This is a genomic window from Rhodococcus sp. ARC_M12 (assembly GCF_022810385.1).
Taxonomy (GTDB): Bacteria; Actinomycetota; Actinomycetes; order Mycobacteriales; family Mycobacteriaceae; genus Rhodococcoides; species Rhodococcoides navarretei.
The window spans coordinates 116,427-134,032 of sequence record NZ_JALGQI010000003.1; the positions used below are offsets into that span (position 1 = coordinate 116,427).

Genomic DNA, 17,606 nt, shown 5'->3' on the forward strand with positions numbered 1-17,606 from the left:
CGATTCTAGTGGCCGAGGATTCGTGGCATCGACACCCTCTCGCCCAGCACGTGCTCCGCCAGGAATGCCAGCACCACCTCGTACCAGACCTTGGCGTGCTGAGGACTCAGAATCCAGTGGTTCTCCGCCGGGAAGTAGAGGAAACGATGCTCGGTGTTTCCCTCGTCGTCGGCGGGCAGGCCGGACTCACTGAGCAGTTCGTACCACAGCCGTAGGCCCTCGCCGATCGGTACGCGATAGTCCTTGTCGCCGTGGATGACCAGCATCGGCGTCGCGATGTCCGCGACGAACAGGTGCGGGGAGTTCTCCACCGCCATTTCCGGGGACATCTCGCGAGCCCAGTAGTACGGCGCATCGGTCGTCGGTCCGAACTGGTCGAGCGCCCACAGGCTCGCATGGGTGACGATGGCGTCGAACCGGTCGGTGTGGCCGGCGATCCAGTTGGCCATGTAGCCGCCGAAGGATCCGCCCATCGCCGCAGTGCGGGTGTGGTCGATGTCCTCTCGCGCGGCCGCTACATCGGTCAACGCCATCAGATCGGTGAACGGTGCCTTACCCCACGCTCCCCAACCGCGCTGCACGAACTCTTGGCCGTAGCCGGTGGACAGAGCCGGATCGGGCAGCAGCACCGCGTACCCGCGGGCGACCATCAGCCACGGATTCCACCGCCAGGACCAGGTGTTCCACGAGCCGAGCGGACCACCGTGCACCCACAGCAGCAGCGGCGCGGGTGCCGCGTCGGGGGAAGCATCGGGTAGTGCCAGCCAGCCGCGTATGCGCGAGCCGTCGTCGACGACGGTGTCGATCTCGGTGAGAGTGCCGGGCAACGGGCAGTGTTCGATGGCGGTGTCGAGGTCGACGACGGTGCCGTCGGACAGGTCGATCGATACCGGATGCGGGGCGGCCAGATAGGACGCGGCGAGTGCCAGCACCCTGGTTCCGTCCGAGGACACGTGAACGTGGGTGTACGCATCGTTCGTGTTCGTCAGTCGACGCGGTTCCGCGCCCTCGCGGACGACGAAGATGGGAGACCGGCCGTCGTCGTCCGCGGTGACCAGCACCCCGGACCCGTCCGACAGCCACACCGGATCGATCGGCCAGCGATCCCAGCCCAGCGCCACATCGATCACCGAAGAAGTCCCGAAATCGAAGCGCTGCAGCGTCATTCGAGGCGCATCCTCGGGAGTGGAGAGCGACTCTCGCACGAACATCACGGACGCGCCGTCGGGCGAGATCGCCGGCGCACCCAGGTCGGCGTCGACGTCGTCGACGATCGTGGCACGCTCCCCCGTCTCGGTGTCGATGCGTACCAGCACCGTCCGCACGGTCGCGAGTGCACCGGGAACGGCCCAGGTGGACACGACGAACGAGCCGTCCCCGCTGACGTCGAACGACGCCTCGTGCAGGGCTCCGGCCGCATCCGGGGTGACATCACGCAGCCCCGTCGTGCCGTCGGTCGATCCGGCGAACAGATGTGGGGTGGCAGGACCGAGATCGTGATCCCAGAACCGCACCGGAACACCGGTGTGCAGAATCGCGTCCACCTTGTTTGCCTTGCGTTCCGTGCGCAGGGCGTCGTCTTCCTCATCGGTGCTCGACGATCCGAACACCGGCGAGAACCCGACGACTCCGTGACCGGAACGGGCGGTGCGGATCTCGCTCAGACCGGCGGACCGCGTCTCGAGCACTCGCGCCTCGCCGCCCGAGGCAGGCAGGATCCACAGCCGGGCCGGATCGTCCTTTCTCGATCGGCGGGAGAACAACAGATCGCCCGCCGGGGTGAACACCGGAGCGCTCTCCCCCAGTTCGCCGTATGTGAGGCGACGGGCAGGCGAACCACCGTCGACGTCGATCTCCCACAACGACGTTCGATACTCGGTCCGTGAATCGTCCAGTGCGGCAACCACGATCACCGCGCGAGAGAAATCGTGCGTGGCCGCCAGGCCGGTGACTCGGCGGGCTCCGATGTACTCGTCGACATCGTCGTACATACTCATCCACCGAGCCTAGCTTTGTCGGTCGCCTTCAGTCCTCGCCGAGGTCCTCACGCAACTGAGCGAGCGTGCGAGCCAGAATTCGCGAGACGTGCATCTGCGAAATCCCCACCTTCTCGGCAATCTGAGTCTGAGTCATCGACCCGAAGAATCGAAGGACGACGATTCGACGCTCCCGCTCCGGCAGCTTCTCGAGTGCGGGACGCACGGCGAGGTAGCTTTCCATCTTCTCGAGCTCCGGATCGTCGGCACCGAGGGTGTCCATCAGCGGCAACCGATCCTCGCTGACCACCGAGTCGACGGACACGGTCTGGTACGCGCTGCGAGCGAGCAGCGCCTGTGAGGCTTCTTTGACATCGATGCCGAGCTCGGCGGCGATCTCGCTGGCGGTCGGAGCACGACCGAGCTTCTGCGACAACGATCCCACCGCCTGAGAGATCATCGAGTTCAGTTCTTTCATGCGACGCGGTACCCGCACCGACCATCCGGCGTCGCGGAAGTAGCGGCGGGCCTCGCCCATGATCGTGGGCACGGCGAACGACACGAAGTCGGAGCCGCGTTCTATGTCGAACCTGTCGACGGCGTTCACCAGGCCGAGCCGGGAGACCTGCAGGAGGTCCTCGTGTGCTTCACCGCGACCGCCGAAGCGGCGCGCGATGTGTTCTGCGAGAGGGAGGCAGCGGGTGATGATGCGATCGCGCAGCACTCGACGCTGCGGTGAATTCTCGTCGAGCGCCTGCATCTGCTGGATCAGCGCGACAACGTCGCTGTAATCGTCGGACTCTCGCCGTGTGCTTCGTTCGTGCGGCACAGGCACTAGACCGTGCTCCTCCGCTTGACCACGTCGATCGCGACCGCGCGACCGGCCGCGCCCTCGACCGCGTCGTCGGCGCGCAGCTCGATGGTGTCGGTCAACGTCTGCAGCACGTGCCAGCCGAAGCTGTCCTTCTTCGGTACCGATGTCGGTGCCAACGTGGAGGTGACGACGATTCGGATTCCGGAGTCGCTCACCGAGAACGTGCACGACAGCTCTGCATCGGTGACCGAACCCTTGATCAGCTGCGAACAGACCTCGTCCACGACCAACTTCACATCGGCGATGTCGTCGAGCGTGAAGTCGCTCAGCACCGCGAGAGTTTCGGCGACGGCACGAACCACCGGAAGTTGGTCGGCCTCGGCCCGCACTCTCAGCTCGACCGGTGCACCGGAACCGCGCTCCAGTTCTTCGACCTTGCTGACCCCAGCCATCCGCACTTCCCATCGTCGCCGAGCAGTCGTCTTACCGTTCGCCGAGCCAGACTACCCAGCGACGCACGTTTCAATCCTGGCAGTCGGGTAACCGGGCCCGCCGATCGTTCGATTCGAACCGATGGCAGGTGAACGACGGCCCGGCCGGCATGACGCGGGCGCAGCGAACTGGCACGATCATCGATGTGGACTACTCGCAGGCACTTCGCTCTCTGGCCAGACGCCTCGGCACTTCGACCTCGTATCGAGGCTGGGACGACACCGAACACGACGTGAGCAACGACACCCTGCGTCAGGTGCTTGCCGCTCGCGGCTACGCAACCGAATCGACCGAGGACGTCGAGCGCGCTCTGGCCGACATCGAGAACGCACCGTGGCGGCGCCTGCTGCCACCGGTCGTGGTGGCCACCCAGGGCAGCGATGCCGTGGTGTGGGTGCATGTGCCACACGGCAATCCGGTCGAGGTGTCGATGGTGTCCGAGGACGGCGAGACCATCGACGTGACCCAGGCCGACGTCTGGGTCGATCCCCGCGAGGTCGACGGCCGCCTCATCGGTCGCGCCACGTTCGTCATTCCGGGCAGTGCACCGCTCGGTTGGCACAGCCTGACCGCGACGACCATCAGCGAGGACAATACGGTCCGAACGTCGGACACCGTCGTGGTGGTCACCCCGAAGACGTTGTCGCCCAACGCAGAACTGACAGATCGGCAACGGACGGGTCTGCTCACCCAGCTGTATTCGGTGCGCTCGAAGCGATCGTGGGGAATCGGCGATCTCGGCGACCTGGAGGACATGGCCGACATCGCCGGCCGTGAGCACGGGTTCGACTACCTCCTCGTCAATCCGCTGCACGCCGACCGACCCACCACACCGGTCGAGGCGTCGCCGTATCTGCCGACCACGCGGCGCTTCTTCAATTCGCTCTACATCCGAGTGGAGAACATTCGCGAAACCGCGTTGCTGTCGCCGGAACAGTTCGGCAAGGTCCAGAAAGCAGCGAAACGGTTCGACAAGGCCAACAAGCGCACCAGGAAGCTCGATCGAGACTCGACCTTCACGGCGAAACTGCGCGCCCTGGAACGTGTTCACAAGGTGGAACGGAGCCCTGCCCGCGAGTCGGCATTCCGTGCATTCGTCGAACGCGAGGGTTCCGGACTGCGCGATTTCGCGGTGTGGAGCGCCCTGGCGGAGAAATTCGGACCGGAGAATTCGGCGTGGACCGACAGAGCCGCACACCCGCGTACCGACTTCGTGCTCGAACAACGCGCAAAGCTGGCCCAACGCATCGATTTCCACATGTGGTTGCAGTGGATCTGCGACGAACAGCTGGCCGCCGCGCAACGCGCTGCACTCGACGCAGGGATGGACATCGGAATCATGCACGACCTCGCCGTTGGCGTGGCACGCGGTGGAGCCGACGCCTGGGCTCTCGGTGACGTGCTGGCGTCGGGAGTCACGGTGGGCGCGCCGCCGGACAACTTCAACCAGCAGGGCCAGAACTGGAACCAACCCCCGTGGGATCCCGACCGACTCCGCGAACTGGCGTACGTCCCCTACCGCGACATGCTGCGCACGATCCTTCGTCATGCCGGCGGTATCCGCGTCGACCACATCCTGGGCCTGTTCCGTCTGTGGTGGATCCCGCAGGAGGCCGAGAACGCCGGCGGCGGAACGTATGTCGAGTACGACCACGAGGCCCTGATCGGCATCCTGGCCCTCGAGGCCGAGCGCGCAGGCGCGGTGGTGGTCGGCGAGGATCTCGGCGTCTTCGAGCCGATGGTGCAGGAGTACCTCACCGAACGCGGCATCTTCGGCACCTCGATCCTGTGGTTCGAGGCCGACGAATCGGGGCCGATCCCGCCCGAGAACTACCGCAGCCTCTGCCTGACGTCGGTGACCACCCACGATCTGCCGCCCACGGCCGGATACCTCGACGGCGAACACATCGACCTTCGGTCACGTCTCGGCCTGCTCGAACGCGATATCGAGTCCGAGAAGGAGGTCGACGCACGTAAACGCGAGGCCGTCCTGGACTTGGCACGCGAGCGCGGATTGCTCGACGCCGACGCCGACAACCACGACACTGTGGAAGCTCTGCATCGCCTCGTCCAGCGCAGTCCATCCCTGCTGATCGGTGTCGCCCTCGTCGACGCCGTCGGAGAACACCGCATTCAGAACCAGCCCGGTACCGACGAAACCCAGTACGAGAACTGGAAGATCCCGTTGGCCGACGCGAAAGGCAAGCGAGTACTCGTCGACGATCTCGTCGATCACCCCCGGATGGTCTCGTTGGTGAGTGCAATGGCCGACCGAGTCGACGGCCCGAGAACGCCAGGGTCCACAATCGAAGAATGAGTCACCGAAGACACCGCGAATTCAGCCGGTACTGATGGGCCGCATCACTACCCGCAGGCCCGTCGTCCGACTCCGGGGCGAGCACCGCGTCGAGCGCCCGGACACCCTCGTGGTGGAGGAACCGATGGAGTTGCGGGTGAACGGCTCAGCACTTGCCGTCACCATGCGAACTCCCGGCCACGACGTCGAGCTCGCACACGGCTTCCTGCTGACCGAAGGTGTGATCGCCTCGGGAGCCGACATCGCGGCGGCTCGCTACTGCGACGGGGTCGACGACGAGGGCGCGAACACCTACAACGTCCTCGATGTCACCCTGGCCGAGGGTGTCGCCCCGCCGGAGACCGGCGTCGAGCGGAACTTCTACACGACGTCCTCGTGTGGGGTGTGCGGCAAGGGATCGTTGGACGCAATTCGATTGCGCACCAAGCATTCCCCCGTGGCCGATGCCGTCGTCGTGACGTCGGACACTCTCTCCGGGCTACCTGACACCTTGCGGGCTGCGCAGAAGGTTTTCGATGCCACCGGCGGCCTGCATGCCGCAGCCCTGTTCACCGCAGACGGCGAGATGCTCGTTCTGCGTGAGGATGTCGGACGCCACAACGCCGTCGACAAGGTCGTCGGCTGGGCGGTCACCAACGATCGAATTCCCTTGCAGGGGACGGTGCTGATGGTCAGCGGGCGCGCCTCGTTCGAATTGGCCCAGAAGGCGGTGATGTCCGGGATACCGATTCTCGCGGCGGTCTCGGCCCCGTCGTCGCTGGCGGTCGACCTCGCGACCGAATCCGGTCTGACGGTCATCGGCTTTCTCCGCGGTCGGTCGATGAACCTCTACTCCCACGCCGACCGCGTTCTGGTCTCAGACGGCAGCGTCGACCAGTAGTTCGGCTGCGGTCGCGTTCCTGACCTCGTCCACCGAGACACCGGGCGCGGTCTCGACGAGACGTAGGCCGTTCGCGGTGACGTCGAGCACGGCCATGTCGGAAATGATCCTGTGCACGCACCCCTTGCCGGTCAACGGCAGGGTGCACTGTTCGAGAATCTTCGGCTCGCCCGTGCGCGAGACGTGCTCCATCATCACGATGACGCGCCGCGCTCCGTGCACCAGATCCATCGCGCCGCCCATCCCCTTGACCATGTGCCCGGGGATCATCCAGTTCGCCAGATCACCGGTGGCACTGACCTGCATCGCACCCAGCACTGCGACGTCGACCTGGCCGCCGCGGATCATTCCGAACGACTGCGCGGAGTCGAAGTAGGAGGCACCGGGAAGGACGGTGATGGTTTCCTTGCCCGCGTTGATGATCTCGGCGTCGAGTTCGTCCTCGGTGGGATAGGGTCCGACGCCGAGCACTCCGTTCTCCGAATGCAGGATCACCGAGACATCGGTGGGAATGTAGTTGGGCACGAGGGTCGGCATTCCGATGCCCAGATTGACGTACTGGCCGTCGCCGAGTTCCTGCGCTACCCGAGCCGCCATCTGTTCGCGGGTCATCTTCTCGCTCATGCTCGTACCGTCCTCTGCTCGATGCCGACCTCGACCGGTCCGACGTGGACCACTCGCTGCACGTGGATACCCGGGGTGTGCACCTCGTCCGGTCCGATCTCGCCCGGCTCGACGAGGTGCTCGACCTGCGCGACGGTGATACGCCCCGACGCGGCGGCCGGTGGATTGAAGTTTCGCGCACTGGCGTGGAACACGAGGTTGCCGTGACGGTCACCCTTCCAGGCGTGCACGAGCGCGTAGTCGGCGATGATCCCGCGTTCCATCACGTAGGTGACACCGTCGAACTCGCGGGTCTCCTTCGGCGGACTGGCCAGAGCGATGCCACCGCTGCCGTCGTATCGCAACGGCAATCCGCCGTCCGCGACCTGGGTTCCGACGCCTGCGGGCGTGAAGAAGGCCGGTATTCCGGCACCGCCGGCTCGTAGTCGCTCGGCGAGGGTGCCCTGCGGGGTGAGTTCGACTTCGAGTTCGCCGGCGAGGTACTGCCGCGCGAACTCCTTATTCGAGCCGACGTACGAGCTGATGGTCCGACGAATGCGGTGCTGCGCCAGCAACACTCCCAAGCCGAAGCCGTCCGTTCCGCAGTTGTTGCTGATGGTTTCCAGATCGGTCGCACCCTGCGCGAGCACGGCATCGATCAGAATTTCCGGCACTCCGACCAACCCGAATCCCCCGACGGCGATCGACGAACCATCGGGCATGTCCGCTACGGCTTCGGTGGCGCTGGCCACGACTTTGTCCAACATGAGACGCACGCTACCCCATTCTGTGCGTTATGTGAACAGGTTGCCACCATACGAACGCTTCGCTACTGTGACTATTGCGTAGATCACCACAATCGTGAGGAACCGTCGATGCTTCGTCTCCCACCCGAGTACCGGGATCAGTCGGGGGTCCATGCCCCGCTCGACTTTCCCGACTACCGGACCACTGCCCTTCGTCATCCTGCGCAGCTGCTGACCCTGCTCCCCCAGCGACTCACCGAGATCACCGGACCGGTACTGGGCGAGGGACGTGTCACTGCAGCCGACGCCGATCTGACGCTGGCCAACAACGGTGAGGCACAGGGGCAGCGGATCGTCGTACACGGACGCGTGCTCGACAGTGACGGCAAGGCGATTCCGAACACCCTCGTCGAGGTGTGGCAGGCCAACGCGGGAGGTCGCTACCGGCACACCCGCGACCGGTGGCCCGCACCGCTGGACCCGCACTTCAACGGCACCGGTCGCGTACTCACCGATACCGAGGGCAGGTATCGCTTCACCACGGTCAAGCCGGGCGCATATCCCTGGGGCAACCACCACAACGCGTGGCGACCTGCCCATATTCACTTCTCCTTGTTCGGCCAGGCGTTCACCCAACGGCTGGTGACCCAGATGTACTTTCCCGACGATCCCATGTTCTTCCAGGATCCGATCTTCAACGCCGCCCCCGAGGACTCGCGCGCTCGGATGATCAGCACATTCGATTACGAAGCGACACAGGATAACTGGGCCCTCGGATTTCGATTCGACATCGTGCTGCGCGGCCGGAACGCCACCCCCTTCGAGGAGGACGATCACGATGACTGAATCAGAGTTCGCCCCGCGCTACCCGGTGGCAGCCGGTGCCGACTTCACCACCGCACCGTTCGGACAGACGCCGTCCCAGACCGTCGGCCCCTACGTCCACATCGGACTACTGTGGCCGGACGGTGAGAGCGTGGTACCGCAGGGCACCGACGGTGAGATCACCGTCTCGTTCACCCTGATCGACGGAGCCCGAAACCCCATGTCCGACGCCATGATCGAGACCTGGCAGGCCGACGGCGACGGCCGGTTCGATCACCCCGACGATCCGCGCGGTGCGGTGCCGTCGCGCACAGTCGGTTTCCGCGGCTTCGGGCGTGCGTTCGCGGACGAGACCGGAACGATGTCGATCACCACGATCAAGCCCGGACCGTTGCCGGCCGAGGACGATCGTGTCGAAGCACCGCACATCGACGTCAGTGTCTTTGCGCGCGGGATGCTCGACCGAGCCGTGACGCGGGTGTATTTTCCCGACGAAACCGAGGCCAACGCCGTCGATCCGGTGTTGTCCGCCCTGCCGGAACACAAGCGTGCCAGACTCGTCGCAGCACCGGTGCACGGTGGATATCACCTCGACATCGTGCTGCAGAACACCGATCCGGACGGCGACGAGACTCCGTTCTTCGCGCTGTGACACTCGATTGGCGAGAGGGGACGATGGAATCCGAACGAGGGGCACTGTTCGATCCGACGTTCGGTAGCGACGAGATTGCGCCGCTCGTGGGCGACCGAGCCTGGGTGACAGCGATGTTCGCCGTCGAGGCGGCGCTCTCCCGGGCCGCGGCTTCGGTCGGTCTCGTGGAGGCCGGTCACGCCGAGGTCGTTGCCGCTGCTGCGACCGAACTCGGAGCGCACCTGGACATCGCAAGGCTCGGAGTGGACGCGGCAGCCGGGGGCAATCCGGTGATCCCACTGGTGAAGATCCTTCGGAACGAAGTGGCCGAGGCCGAGGTTCCTGCCGCGGCAGTGCATCCCGGGGCCACCAGCCAGGACATCATGGACACTGCGCTGATGCTCGTCTCCCGCACTGCACTCGGTGTGATCGAGGCCTCGCTCGACGCTGCGAGTGCCGCTGCGCGAGGTCTCGCCCTGGCCCACCGGACCACCCCGATGGCGGCCCGCACTCTCGGCCAGCAGGCATTGCCCACCACCTTCGGCCTGGTGGCTGCGAACTGGTTCTCGGGGCTGCGCCGCGCGCAGACCAGGGTTGCTGCCGTTCGACGCGCGTGCACCATCCAGTACGGCGGGGCGGCAGGCACTCTCGCGGCCGTGCATCCGCACGGACCGGCCGTTGCCGCGGCGCTTGCCCTCGAACTGGGCTTGGATCGACAGACCGCGCCCTGGCACACCGACCGCACCGCGATCGCCGACATCGCGTGCTCCCTGGGCATCGCGGCGGGAACGATCGGCAAGATCGCCGCGGACATCGTGTCGATGTCCGCCACCGAGCTGGGCGAGGTCGCGGAGGACGCGCCGGGTGGATCGTCGGCGATGCCGCACAAGCGCAATCCCGTTGCCGCCGTCACGGCTCGCGCCGCGGCCCGGCGGGTCCCGGGTGCGGTGGCCACGGTGCTGTCGAACATGGACCACGAACACCAGCGCGCCGCGGGAGCCTGGCACGCCGAATGGGAGACGATCACCGATCTGCTGCGCCTCACCGGTGGTGCCGCCCATCGACTCTCGCAGAGCCTGAGCGGGTTACACGTTCATCCCGACGCGATGGCCCGGAATCTCGACGTAACGGGCGGCGCTCTGCTCGCCGAACGTGTCACCGCGGAATTGGCAGCGCACACCGAGCAGGCCCGCGAGATAGTCACTGCCCGATGCGCGGCGGGAGCACCGCTGGACAGCGACCCTGCCATCACAGCATTTCTTCCACCGTCGAGGGTGCGCGAACTACTCGACCCGGCCGCATATCTCGGCCACGCACCCGAACTGGTCGACGCGATCCTCGCGGAGCATGCCCTCGACACCGAACACACCACAGAATCGAAGGATTCACGATGACCGTCGCACTTGCTCACGAACGCACCGAAGGACCCCGTGCCGACGCGGAGACCGTCGTGCTGATCGGTTCGCTCGGCTCCGATCGATCGATGTGGAACCCGCAGATCGGCACACTCTCCGCCTCCGTTCACGTTCTCGCCGTCGACCTGCGCGGGCACGGACGATCGCCCGTGCCGTCAGGGCCTTATTCGGTGACCGAACTCGCCGAAGACGTTCTGGCGCTGCTGGATTCCCTCGACCTTCGGCGTGTTCACATCGTCGGTCTCTCGCTCGGCGGCGCAGTCTCGCAGTGGATCGCCATCCATCGCCCGGAGCGAGTGCGGACTCTGACATTGCTGTGCACCTCGGCCAAGTTCGGTGAGCCGGCGCAATGGCTCGATCGGGCCGCAGCGGTCCGATCGGCGGGAACCGCGTCGCTGGCCGACGCCGTACTCCAGCGCTGGTTCACCCCCGAACTGTCGGCACGCGACGCCGATCTCGTCGATCGGCATCGCCGGATGATTGTCGATACCTCGGACGAGGGCTACGCAGCATGTTGTGAGGCGTTGTCGGACTGGGATTCTCGTTCGGATCTGAACCGAATCACCGCTCCGACCCTGGTGATCGCGGGCAGGCAGGATCCCTCGACCACCCCCGAGGACCTGAGGATCATCGCCGACGGCGTCTCCGGATCGACGTTCCGGGTTCTGGACCCGGCCGCGCACCTGGCCAACGTCGAGCAAGCCGGGCCCGTCACCGCGGCGATCGCCGCACACGTCGGATCGGATGCGTATGCAGTCGGACGCGCAGCGGCCCACGATACCGGAATGGCGGTGCGGCGCAGCGTCCTCGGCGATGCGCATGTCGACCGCAGCATCGCCGCACGAACCGACTTCACCTCACCGTTCCAGGATTTCATCACCCGCACCGCATGGGGTGACGTCTGGAATCGGCCGGGACTCGATCACCACACCCGCAGATTGCTGACCCTGGCGATCCTGACGGCCGTGGGCAATCAGCACGAACTCGACATGCACATCCGAGCAGCGCTGCGAGCGGGCACCGACCCGGACATCCTGGCCGAGGTGTTCCTGCACACCGCCGTGTACGCGGGAGTTCCGAACAGCAACAGCGCATTCGGTCTCGCGAACGCGGCCATCGCCGAGGCCTCCACCGAAGCCGAATCGGGTACCTCGTGAACTCTGCGGAACCGCCACCGCCATCCTCGGACTACGTCCAGTCACTCGGCCGTGGTCTTGCGGTGATCCGGGCCTTCGACGCCGAGCATCCGCGTCGAACACTCTCCGACGTCGCCCGAGCGACCGAACTCACCCGAGCCACCGCCCGGCGGTTTCTGCTCACGCTCGTCGAACTCGGCTACGTCCGTACCGACGGCTCGATGTTCTGGCTCACCCCACGGGTGCTCGAGCTGGGCTACAGCTACCTGTCGAGCCTGTCGCTCCCGGAAGTCTCGGGGCCCCATCTGGAGGCTCTCGCCGAACGGGTGCGCGAGTCGTCCTCGGTTTCGATTCTCGACGGTGACGACGTGGTGTACGTGGCCCGAGTTCCGGTCAGCCGCATCATGACCGTCGGCATCAACATCGGCACCCGGTTCCCCGCGTTCGCAACATCGATGGGTCGCGTGCTGCTGGCCGGACTGCCTGCCGACGAACTCGCGGCCTACCTCGATCGGGTGCGCTTGACTCCTCTCACCGGTAAGACCATCACCACTGCCGACGCGCTCGGCCGCGAACTCGACCGAGTCCGGTCCGACGGCTTCTGCCTGGTGGACCAGGAACTCGAGGAGGGTTTGCGCTCCATCGCAGCTCCCATCCACGACGGACACGGAGCCGTGGTCGCAGCGGCGAACGTCTCGACCCAGGCCGCGCGGCATTCCGCCGATGCGGTGCGCACCGAACTGCTGCCGGCGCTGCTCGACGCCACCCGCGCCATCGAGATCGACCTGCTCCGGGTGAGCACCGGACCCAACGACAAGCGAGGAACCACCCATGCCTGATGCCGTGATCTGCGAACCACTTCGGACCCCGGTCGGACGCTTCGGCGGCCAGTTCCGAGATATTTCCGCCCAGGCTCTTGCCGCCACGGTGATCGCCGAACTCGTGGCCCGCACTGGCATTTCCGGTGCCGACATCGACGACGTGATCCTCGGTCAGGCGTCTCCGAACGGTGATGCGCCGGCCATCGGGCGCATTGCGGCGCTCGATGCGGATCTGGGTATCGACGTCCCCGGGATGCAGGTCGACCGTCGCTGCGGATCCGGTCTGCAAGCAATATTGCAGGCGTGCATGCAGGTTCAGTCCGGGGGCAACGATCTGGTTCTGGCGGGCGGTGTCGAGAGCATGAGTCAGACCGAGTTCTACGCCACCGGCATGCGCTGGGGCGTCAAGGCCGAGGCCGTAGCTCTGTCCGACCGTCTCGCCCGGGCGCGAGTGACTGCGGGCGGCAAGAACTTTCCGGTTCCCGGCGGCATGATCGAAACCGCAGAGAACCTGCGCGCGAAATTCTCCATCAGCCGCGCCGATCAGGACGCCCTCGCCGTCCAGTCCCACCGACGTGCAGTCGCCGCACAGAACAGCGGTGTGTTCGCCGAGGAGATCGTGGGAGTGTCGGTCCCCCAACGTAAATCGGATCCGTTGCTCGTCACCACCGACGAGCATCCGCGAGCCGACACCACCGTGGAGTCACTGGCGAAGCTGAAGGCGATCCGCGCGTCGATCGACCCCGAGTCGACGGTCACCGCAGGAAACGCCAGCGGACAGAACGACGGTGCCGCGATCGCGATCGTCACCACCCCGGAAAGAGCTGCTGCGCTCGGCCTTCGGCCGCTGGCGCGATTGGCCGGCTGGGGCGTGGCAGGCGTCGCCCCACGCACGATGGGGATCGGACCGGTCCCCGCGAGCGAGAAGGCACTGGGTCGGCTGGGACTGAGTCTCGACGACATGGGCATCATCGAACTCAACGAAGCGTTCGCCGCTCAGGCTCTCGCCGTGACCCGATCCTGGGGCATCGACCCCGAGGATCCGCGCCTCAACCCCCACGGCTCCGGCATCTCGCTCGGCCACCCGGTCGGAGCCACCGGAGCCCGCATTCTCGCAACGCTGTTGCGCGAAATGGACCGCCGAGAGGTCCGCTACGGACTCGAGACGATGTGCATCGGCGGCGGTCAGGGACTTGCTGCGGTGTTCGAGCGAATCGGCTGATCAGACGTCAGTACCGCAGCTGCGCCGCCAGTCGCACAGCCGAATTGGTCTCTCCATAACCCTCGTAGCCACCCACTCGCTGGACCACCTCGAAGAACAGGTCGTCGCCGACGGTTTCGGTGAAGAAGTGGAAGAACTCACCGCCGGACGCGTCCGCGTCGTACAGGATCCCCAGACGCTGCATCGCGTCCAGGGTCTCGGAGCCGAGTCCGAATCGCGCGTCGAGATCGTGATAGTAGTTGGGCGAGATCCGCAGCGGGGTGAGCCCGCGTTCGGTCGTTGCTCTCGCAGCGGCGTAGATGTCTTCGCACCCGAACGCCACATGTCCGACGCCTCCGCGCCGGGCGGCGGGCAGTGGGTCCGAATCGGACGGGCGGCCGGGCACCATGTTGAGCGAGAGTCGAATCGTGCCGTTGACGGTGGCGAGAGTGAGGGCTCGGCTACGAACCAGGCCGATGGCGTCGACGACATCCTGGCCCTCGTGTGGCACCATGCCGAACACCGAGCGCAGCAGCAGCATCACCGAATCCCAGCTCTCGGCAGGCACGGCGAGTGCGATGTGATCCACGTGGGAGACGCATGGCCGGTTCTGTTCCGGCGTTCGGGGCACCAGATCGAATGCCGATTGCCAGGCTCCCGCGCTGTCGCGGGTGCGTAGGTCCAGCGACGTCGCACCGGTCACGGCGAGGCGCACCACTGCATCGGTCGCGTCTGCCACACCGGGCATCGAGACGGTGGACGCGGTGACTCCCAGTGCGCGTGCCCGAGTCAGCCACAGATCCGGTCGTTCGCTGCGAATCCCGATCTGCGCCAACGCCGGTAGGTGAGCCGGGACGCCCGGTGCGGTCCACAGCGTGTCCACCGTGGTGTCGACGGCGACGGCCAGTGGACCCTGGGTGAACAGGCTCAGTCCGTGTTCACTGTGCGCTGCGGTCAGATCGAAGCCCAGGTGCCGCAGTGTTGTGCCCAGCTGCGCTGCCTTCGCCGGCCCTGCCGCGATCCGGAGGGAGACGACGTTCTCGATCGGGCCCGGCGGTGGCGGCGCGAACAGATCGTTGCCGGCAGAGGGTGTTTCGACGCTGCGCACCTGCTCCTGGAGGTACAGCAGCGACCGATGTGCGTCGGATGCCGTGCGGCCGGTGTCGGAGTGTCGGAAGACGTCGTTGAAGATTTCGAGCGACCACGGGCCGGAATACCCGGAGGCCGCGACATCGGCACCGAAGCGCGCCAGATCGAAGCTGCCCTGACCGGGGAAGCATCGGTGATGTCTGCTCCACTGCAGTACGTCCATCACCAGGTGCGGGGCATCGGCCAACTGGAGGAAGAAGATCTTCTCGCCGGGAATCTCGCGAATGCCTGCGGAATCGTCACCGCGGGAGAGGATGTGGAAGCTGTCCAGACACGTTCCCAGCGCGGGATGATCGACCTGCCGGACGATGTCCCAGGCGTGGCGGTAGGTGTTCACGTGGGAGCCCCAGGCCAACGCCTCGTATGCCAATCGCATACCGCGCCGATGCGCGTGCTCGGCGAGCGTCGCCATCTGTTCGACCAGCAGGTCGTCCTCACGCACGGCACCGGCCAGTGGCGAGGAGCAGACCAAGAGCAGATCGCACCCCAACTGTTCCATCACGTCGAATTTGCGTTCGGCGCGAACGAGATTGCGGGCGAACTGTTCCGGGTCCGCCGAGTCGGCATCGCGGAAGGGCTGACAGAGGTCGAGGGTCAAACCGAGATCCGCTGCCTTCTTCGCGATGTCCTCAGGAAGATCCGGTGAGCTGATCAAGTCCGGCTCGAACACCTCGAAACCGTCGAACCCGGCGTCTGCGATGGCGCGCATCTTCTCGTCGAGAGACCCACTGAGAGAGACGGTGGCCACCGACGTGGCAATGGTGCTCATGCGAGTGCACCTGCGGTGACGCGATCCTCCTGCGCGATCAACGAGCTCATGTGCGCGATCATGCGATCGGCGTCGGCGGTGCGTCCGGTGAATATCTCGAAGGCGTCGGCGGCCTGGAACACCGCCATTCCGGTTCCACTGAGCGTTCGGCACCCCGCTCGGGATGCGGCAGCGAGCAACTCGGTCTCGGCGGGTCGATAGACGACCTCGGCAACCCACATGTTCGGATGCAGGAGTGCCTCGGGCACTGCAGATCCGGGATGCTCCACCATTCCGATCGGGGTGGCGTGCACCAGACCGGTTGCGGTGTCGAGAACGGTGGCGAGCCGGTCGAGGCCTGCCGAGAGGATCTCGACGTCCGGGAACATCACCGACAGGGATTCACGGAGTTGTTGCGCCCGAAGCGGATCGGCGTCCACGAGAGTGAGCCTGCCTGCGCCGCGGCGGGCCATCGCGTAGGCGACGGCCGCCCCCGCTCCCCCGGCACCGAGTTGCACCACGTCACCGATGTCGGCACCGGGTAGGCCGCGGCCGAAGTTGCGATCGAATCCGGACCAGTCGGTGTTGTGGCCGACGGCTCGGCCGTCCGCGAACACCACGGTGTTGACGGCCCCGAGTCGGGCTGCGTCCTCGGAGAGCGCATCGAGAGTGGAGATGACGCGTTGTTTGCACGGGTGCGTGATGTTGAGTCCTCGAAATCCGAGGTCTGCGGCGGTCGAGACGAGACGGGGCAGGTCCAGGACGGTCAGTCCTCGGCTGTCCAGATCGATGATCCGGTATTGATAGGTGAGCCCGTGCTCGGCGCCCTCCCGTTCGTGCATCGCGGGCGTGAGCGACTTGCCGATACCCGTCCCGATCAGTCCGCAGAGCAGGGATTCCGGCATGTCGATCTCCTCGAGCCTTAATGTACGAATTAGTGAATTAGCTCGACGGTACTACGCGTACGCCCCGCGCCCAACCCTTTCGGCGCAATCGGCACCGATAGAGTCGATCCATGTCCCCGCGCGCAACCGACACGTCCGACGACACCAGCGGACCCACCGTCAAACGTCGACGCAACAGCGACCTGACCCGGCACAACATCCTCGAGGTGGCCACCGAGGAGTTCGCGGACAAAGGCTTCGCAGGGGCGCGCATCGACGAGATCGCCCAGCGCACGCACACGACCAAGCGGATGTTGTACTACTACTTCACCGACAAGGAAGGTCTGTACAAGGCCGTTCTCGAACGGTCGTACCTGCGCATTCGTGAGCGGGAACGAGACGTCGACGTCGAGGGCCTCGGACCGATCGAAGCCATTCGCGCCATCGCATCACTGACGTTCGACCACCACGAGGAGAATCCCGACTTCATCCGCCTGGTCTCCACCGAGAACATCCTGCGCGGCGAACACATCTCCACGTCCGAGGCATTGAGCAACCTCGGCAATCCCGCTGCGGAACTGCTGTCGAGAATCCTGACTCGAGGTCAGGCCGACGGGGTGTTCCGCACGGATGTCGATGCCCTCGACGTGCACATGACGATCAGCAGCTTCTGCGTGTTCCGGCTGTCGAACCGGTACACCTTCGAGGCCCTCTTCGGCCGCGACCTCACCGATCCCCAGCATCGCGAGCGTCTGCGCTCGATGCTCGGGGACATGATCGTCGCGTACCTGACCTCGCCTTCTCGCTGATATTCACGCTGTCTCGGTAGGTCTCGTCACTTCAGGGGTTGACACGTGGCATGGATCACGTTCACTATTCAGAGGCACCCGGTGTTAACCGTTTAGTACATTAGCGGTCCGATCGCCGTAGAACGCATCGTCGACCAGCGCCTACGCTCCCCCGCCTCA

The 17,606-nt window shown here is 65.8% G+C and carries 16 protein-coding genes; 9 read left to right on the forward strand and 7 right to left on the reverse strand.

The features are described 5' to 3' along the window. Window positions 1-5: 5 nt before the first annotated feature. From MTX35_RS05820 to MTX35_RS05830, 3 genes are read right to left on the reverse strand one after another with little or no spacing between them, the layout of a single operon-like run. Window positions 6-1,997, reverse strand: a complete 1,992-nt coding sequence (locus MTX35_RS05820; protein WP_243594059.1) for an alpha/beta fold hydrolase — start codon at window positions 1,995-1,997, stop codon at window positions 6-8. Window positions 1,998-2,025: 28 nt separating this feature from the next. Then, on the reverse strand, window positions 2,026-2,811 hold the full coding sequence (locus tag MTX35_RS05825) for a SigB/SigF/SigG family RNA polymerase sigma factor (protein ID WP_037193137.1): 786 nt from the start codon (window positions 2,809-2,811) through the stop codon (window positions 2,026-2,028). After that, window positions 2,811-3,242 carry an ATP-binding protein gene (locus tag MTX35_RS05830; RefSeq protein WP_243594060.1) on the reverse strand — a complete coding sequence of 144 codons (432 nt, stop codon included), beginning with the start codon at window positions 3,240-3,242 and terminating at the stop codon, window positions 2,811-2,813. Before MTX35_RS05830 ends, MTX35_RS05825 begins: the two co-directional genes overlap by 1 nt. 149 nt (window positions 3,243-3,391) lie before the next feature. Here MTX35_RS05830 and malQ point away from each other — a divergent pair, with 149 nt between their 5' ends. Then, a complete protein-coding gene (gene malQ / locus MTX35_RS05835; RefSeq protein WP_243594206.1) occupies window positions 3,392-5,599 on the forward strand; it encodes a 4-alpha-glucanotransferase in 2,208 nt (735 codons plus the stop codon). Window positions 5,600-5,633: 34 nt separating this feature from the next. Continuing rightward, complete coding sequence (gene fdhD / locus MTX35_RS05840; protein ID WP_243594061.1) at window positions 5,634-6,479, forward strand: formate dehydrogenase accessory sulfurtransferase FdhD; 846 nt, start codon at window positions 5,634-5,636, stop codon at window positions 6,477-6,479. On the opposite strand, the gene MTX35_RS05845 is transcribed toward fdhD, so the two are convergent. Together MTX35_RS05845 and MTX35_RS05850 are read right to left on the reverse strand one after the other, a co-directional pair. Continuing rightward, the gene (locus MTX35_RS05845) at window positions 6,456-7,103 is read right to left on the reverse strand and encodes a CoA transferase subunit B (RefSeq protein WP_243594062.1); all 648 of its coding nucleotides are present in this window, start codon (window positions 7,101-7,103) and stop codon (window positions 6,456-6,458) included. The genes fdhD and MTX35_RS05845 overlap by 24 nt on opposite strands. Then, entirely contained in the window at window positions 7,100-7,849 is a 750-nt protein-coding gene (locus MTX35_RS05850) for a CoA transferase subunit A (RefSeq protein ID WP_243594063.1), read from the reverse strand. The genes MTX35_RS05845 and MTX35_RS05850 overlap by 4 nt, the downstream gene beginning before the upstream one ends. A gap of 108 nt (window positions 7,850-7,957) precedes the next feature. Between MTX35_RS05850 and pcaH the strand changes: the two genes are divergently transcribed. From pcaH to MTX35_RS05880, 6 genes are read left to right on the forward strand one after another with little or no spacing between them, the layout of a single operon-like run. Then, on the forward strand, window positions 7,958-8,674 hold the full coding sequence (gene pcaH, locus MTX35_RS05855) for a protocatechuate 3,4-dioxygenase subunit beta (RefSeq protein ID WP_243594064.1): 717 nt from the start codon (window positions 7,958-7,960) through the stop codon (window positions 8,672-8,674). After that, on the forward strand, window positions 8,667-9,305 hold the full coding sequence (pcaG, locus tag MTX35_RS05860) for a protocatechuate 3,4-dioxygenase subunit alpha (protein WP_243594065.1): 639 nt from the start codon (window positions 8,667-8,669) through the stop codon (window positions 9,303-9,305). The genes pcaH and pcaG overlap by 8 nt, the downstream gene beginning before the upstream one ends. A 23-nt stretch (window positions 9,306-9,328) precedes the next feature. Next, window positions 9,329-10,678 (forward strand): 3-carboxy-cis,cis-muconate cycloisomerase, encoded by a 1,350-nt coding sequence (gene pcaB / locus MTX35_RS05865; RefSeq protein WP_243594066.1) that lies wholly within the window; start codon window positions 9,329-9,331, stop codon window positions 10,676-10,678. Continuing rightward, the gene (gene pcaD / locus MTX35_RS05870) at window positions 10,675-11,856 is read left to right on the forward strand and encodes a 3-oxoadipate enol-lactonase (protein ID WP_243594067.1); all 1,182 of its coding nucleotides are present in this window, start codon (window positions 10,675-10,677) and stop codon (window positions 11,854-11,856) included. Before pcaB ends, pcaD begins: the two co-directional genes overlap by 4 nt. Then, complete coding sequence (locus MTX35_RS05875; protein WP_243594068.1) at window positions 11,853-12,674, forward strand: IclR family transcriptional regulator; 822 nt, start codon at window positions 11,853-11,855, stop codon at window positions 12,672-12,674. Before pcaD ends, MTX35_RS05875 begins: the two co-directional genes overlap by 4 nt. Beyond that, entirely contained in the window at window positions 12,667-13,878 is a 1,212-nt protein-coding gene (locus MTX35_RS05880) for an acetyl-CoA C-acetyltransferase (RefSeq protein ID WP_243594069.1), read from the forward strand. The genes MTX35_RS05875 and MTX35_RS05880 overlap by 8 nt, the downstream gene beginning before the upstream one ends. A gap of 7 nt (window positions 13,879-13,885) precedes the next feature. On the opposite strand, the gene MTX35_RS05885 is transcribed toward MTX35_RS05880, so the two are convergent. Together MTX35_RS05885 and MTX35_RS05890 are read right to left on the reverse strand one after the other, a co-directional pair. Continuing rightward, window positions 13,886-15,775, reverse strand: a complete 1,890-nt coding sequence (locus MTX35_RS05885; protein ID WP_243594070.1) for a sugar phosphate isomerase/epimerase and 4-hydroxyphenylpyruvate domain-containing protein — start codon at window positions 15,773-15,775, stop codon at window positions 13,886-13,888. Beyond that, entirely contained in the window at window positions 15,772-16,659 is an 888-nt protein-coding gene (locus tag MTX35_RS05890) for a shikimate dehydrogenase (RefSeq protein ID WP_243594071.1), read from the reverse strand. Before MTX35_RS05890 ends, MTX35_RS05885 begins: the two co-directional genes overlap by 4 nt. 110 nt (window positions 16,660-16,769) lie before the next feature. Between MTX35_RS05890 and MTX35_RS05895 the strand changes: the two genes are divergently transcribed. Next, complete coding sequence (locus MTX35_RS05895; RefSeq protein ID WP_243594072.1) at window positions 16,770-17,447, forward strand: TetR/AcrR family transcriptional regulator; 678 nt, start codon at window positions 16,770-16,772, stop codon at window positions 17,445-17,447. The last annotated feature ends 159 nt before the right edge of the window (window positions 17,448-17,606 follow it).

Bases quoted from the DNA above. Each gene is read 5' to 3' on its own strand.
- MTX35_RS05820 (WP_243594059.1), bottom strand. From the start codon at position 1,997: ATGAGTATGTACGACGATGTCGACGAGTACATCGGAGCCCGCCGAGTC.
- MTX35_RS05830 (WP_243594060.1), bottom strand. From the start codon at position 3,242: ATGGCTGGGGTCAGCAAGGTCGAAGAACTGGAGCGCGGTTCCGGTGCA.
- malQ (WP_243594206.1), top strand. From the start codon at position 3,392: ATGACGCGGGCGCAGCGAACTGGCACGATCATCGATGTGGACTACTCG.
- fdhD (WP_243594061.1), top strand. From the start codon at position 5,634: ATGGGCCGCATCACTACCCGCAGGCCCGTCGTCCGACTCCGGGGCGAG.
- MTX35_RS05845 (WP_243594062.1), bottom strand. From the start codon at position 7,103: ATGAGCGAGAAGATGACCCGCGAACAGATGGCGGCTCGGGTAGCGCAG.
- MTX35_RS05850 (WP_243594063.1), bottom strand. From the start codon at position 7,849: ATGTTGGACAAAGTCGTGGCCAGCGCCACCGAAGCCGTAGCGGACATG.
- pcaH (WP_243594064.1), top strand. From the start codon at position 7,958: ATGCTTCGTCTCCCACCCGAGTACCGGGATCAGTCGGGGGTCCATGCC.
- pcaG (WP_243594065.1), top strand. From the start codon at position 8,667: ATGACTGAATCAGAGTTCGCCCCGCGCTACCCGGTGGCAGCCGGTGCC.
- pcaB (WP_243594066.1), top strand. From the start codon at position 9,329: ATGGAATCCGAACGAGGGGCACTGTTCGATCCGACGTTCGGTAGCGAC.
- pcaD (WP_243594067.1), top strand. From the start codon at position 10,675: ATGACCGTCGCACTTGCTCACGAACGCACCGAAGGACCCCGTGCCGAC.
- MTX35_RS05880 (WP_243594069.1), top strand. From the start codon at position 12,667: ATGCCTGATGCCGTGATCTGCGAACCACTTCGGACCCCGGTCGGACGC.
- MTX35_RS05885 (WP_243594070.1), bottom strand. From the start codon at position 15,775: ATGAGCACCATTGCCACGTCGGTGGCCACCGTCTCTCTCAGTGGGTCT.
- MTX35_RS05890 (WP_243594071.1), bottom strand. From the start codon at position 16,659: ATGCCGGAATCCCTGCTCTGCGGACTGATCGGGACGGGTATCGGCAAG.
- MTX35_RS05895 (WP_243594072.1), top strand. From the start codon at position 16,770: ATGTCCCCGCGCGCAACCGACACGTCCGACGACACCAGCGGACCCACC.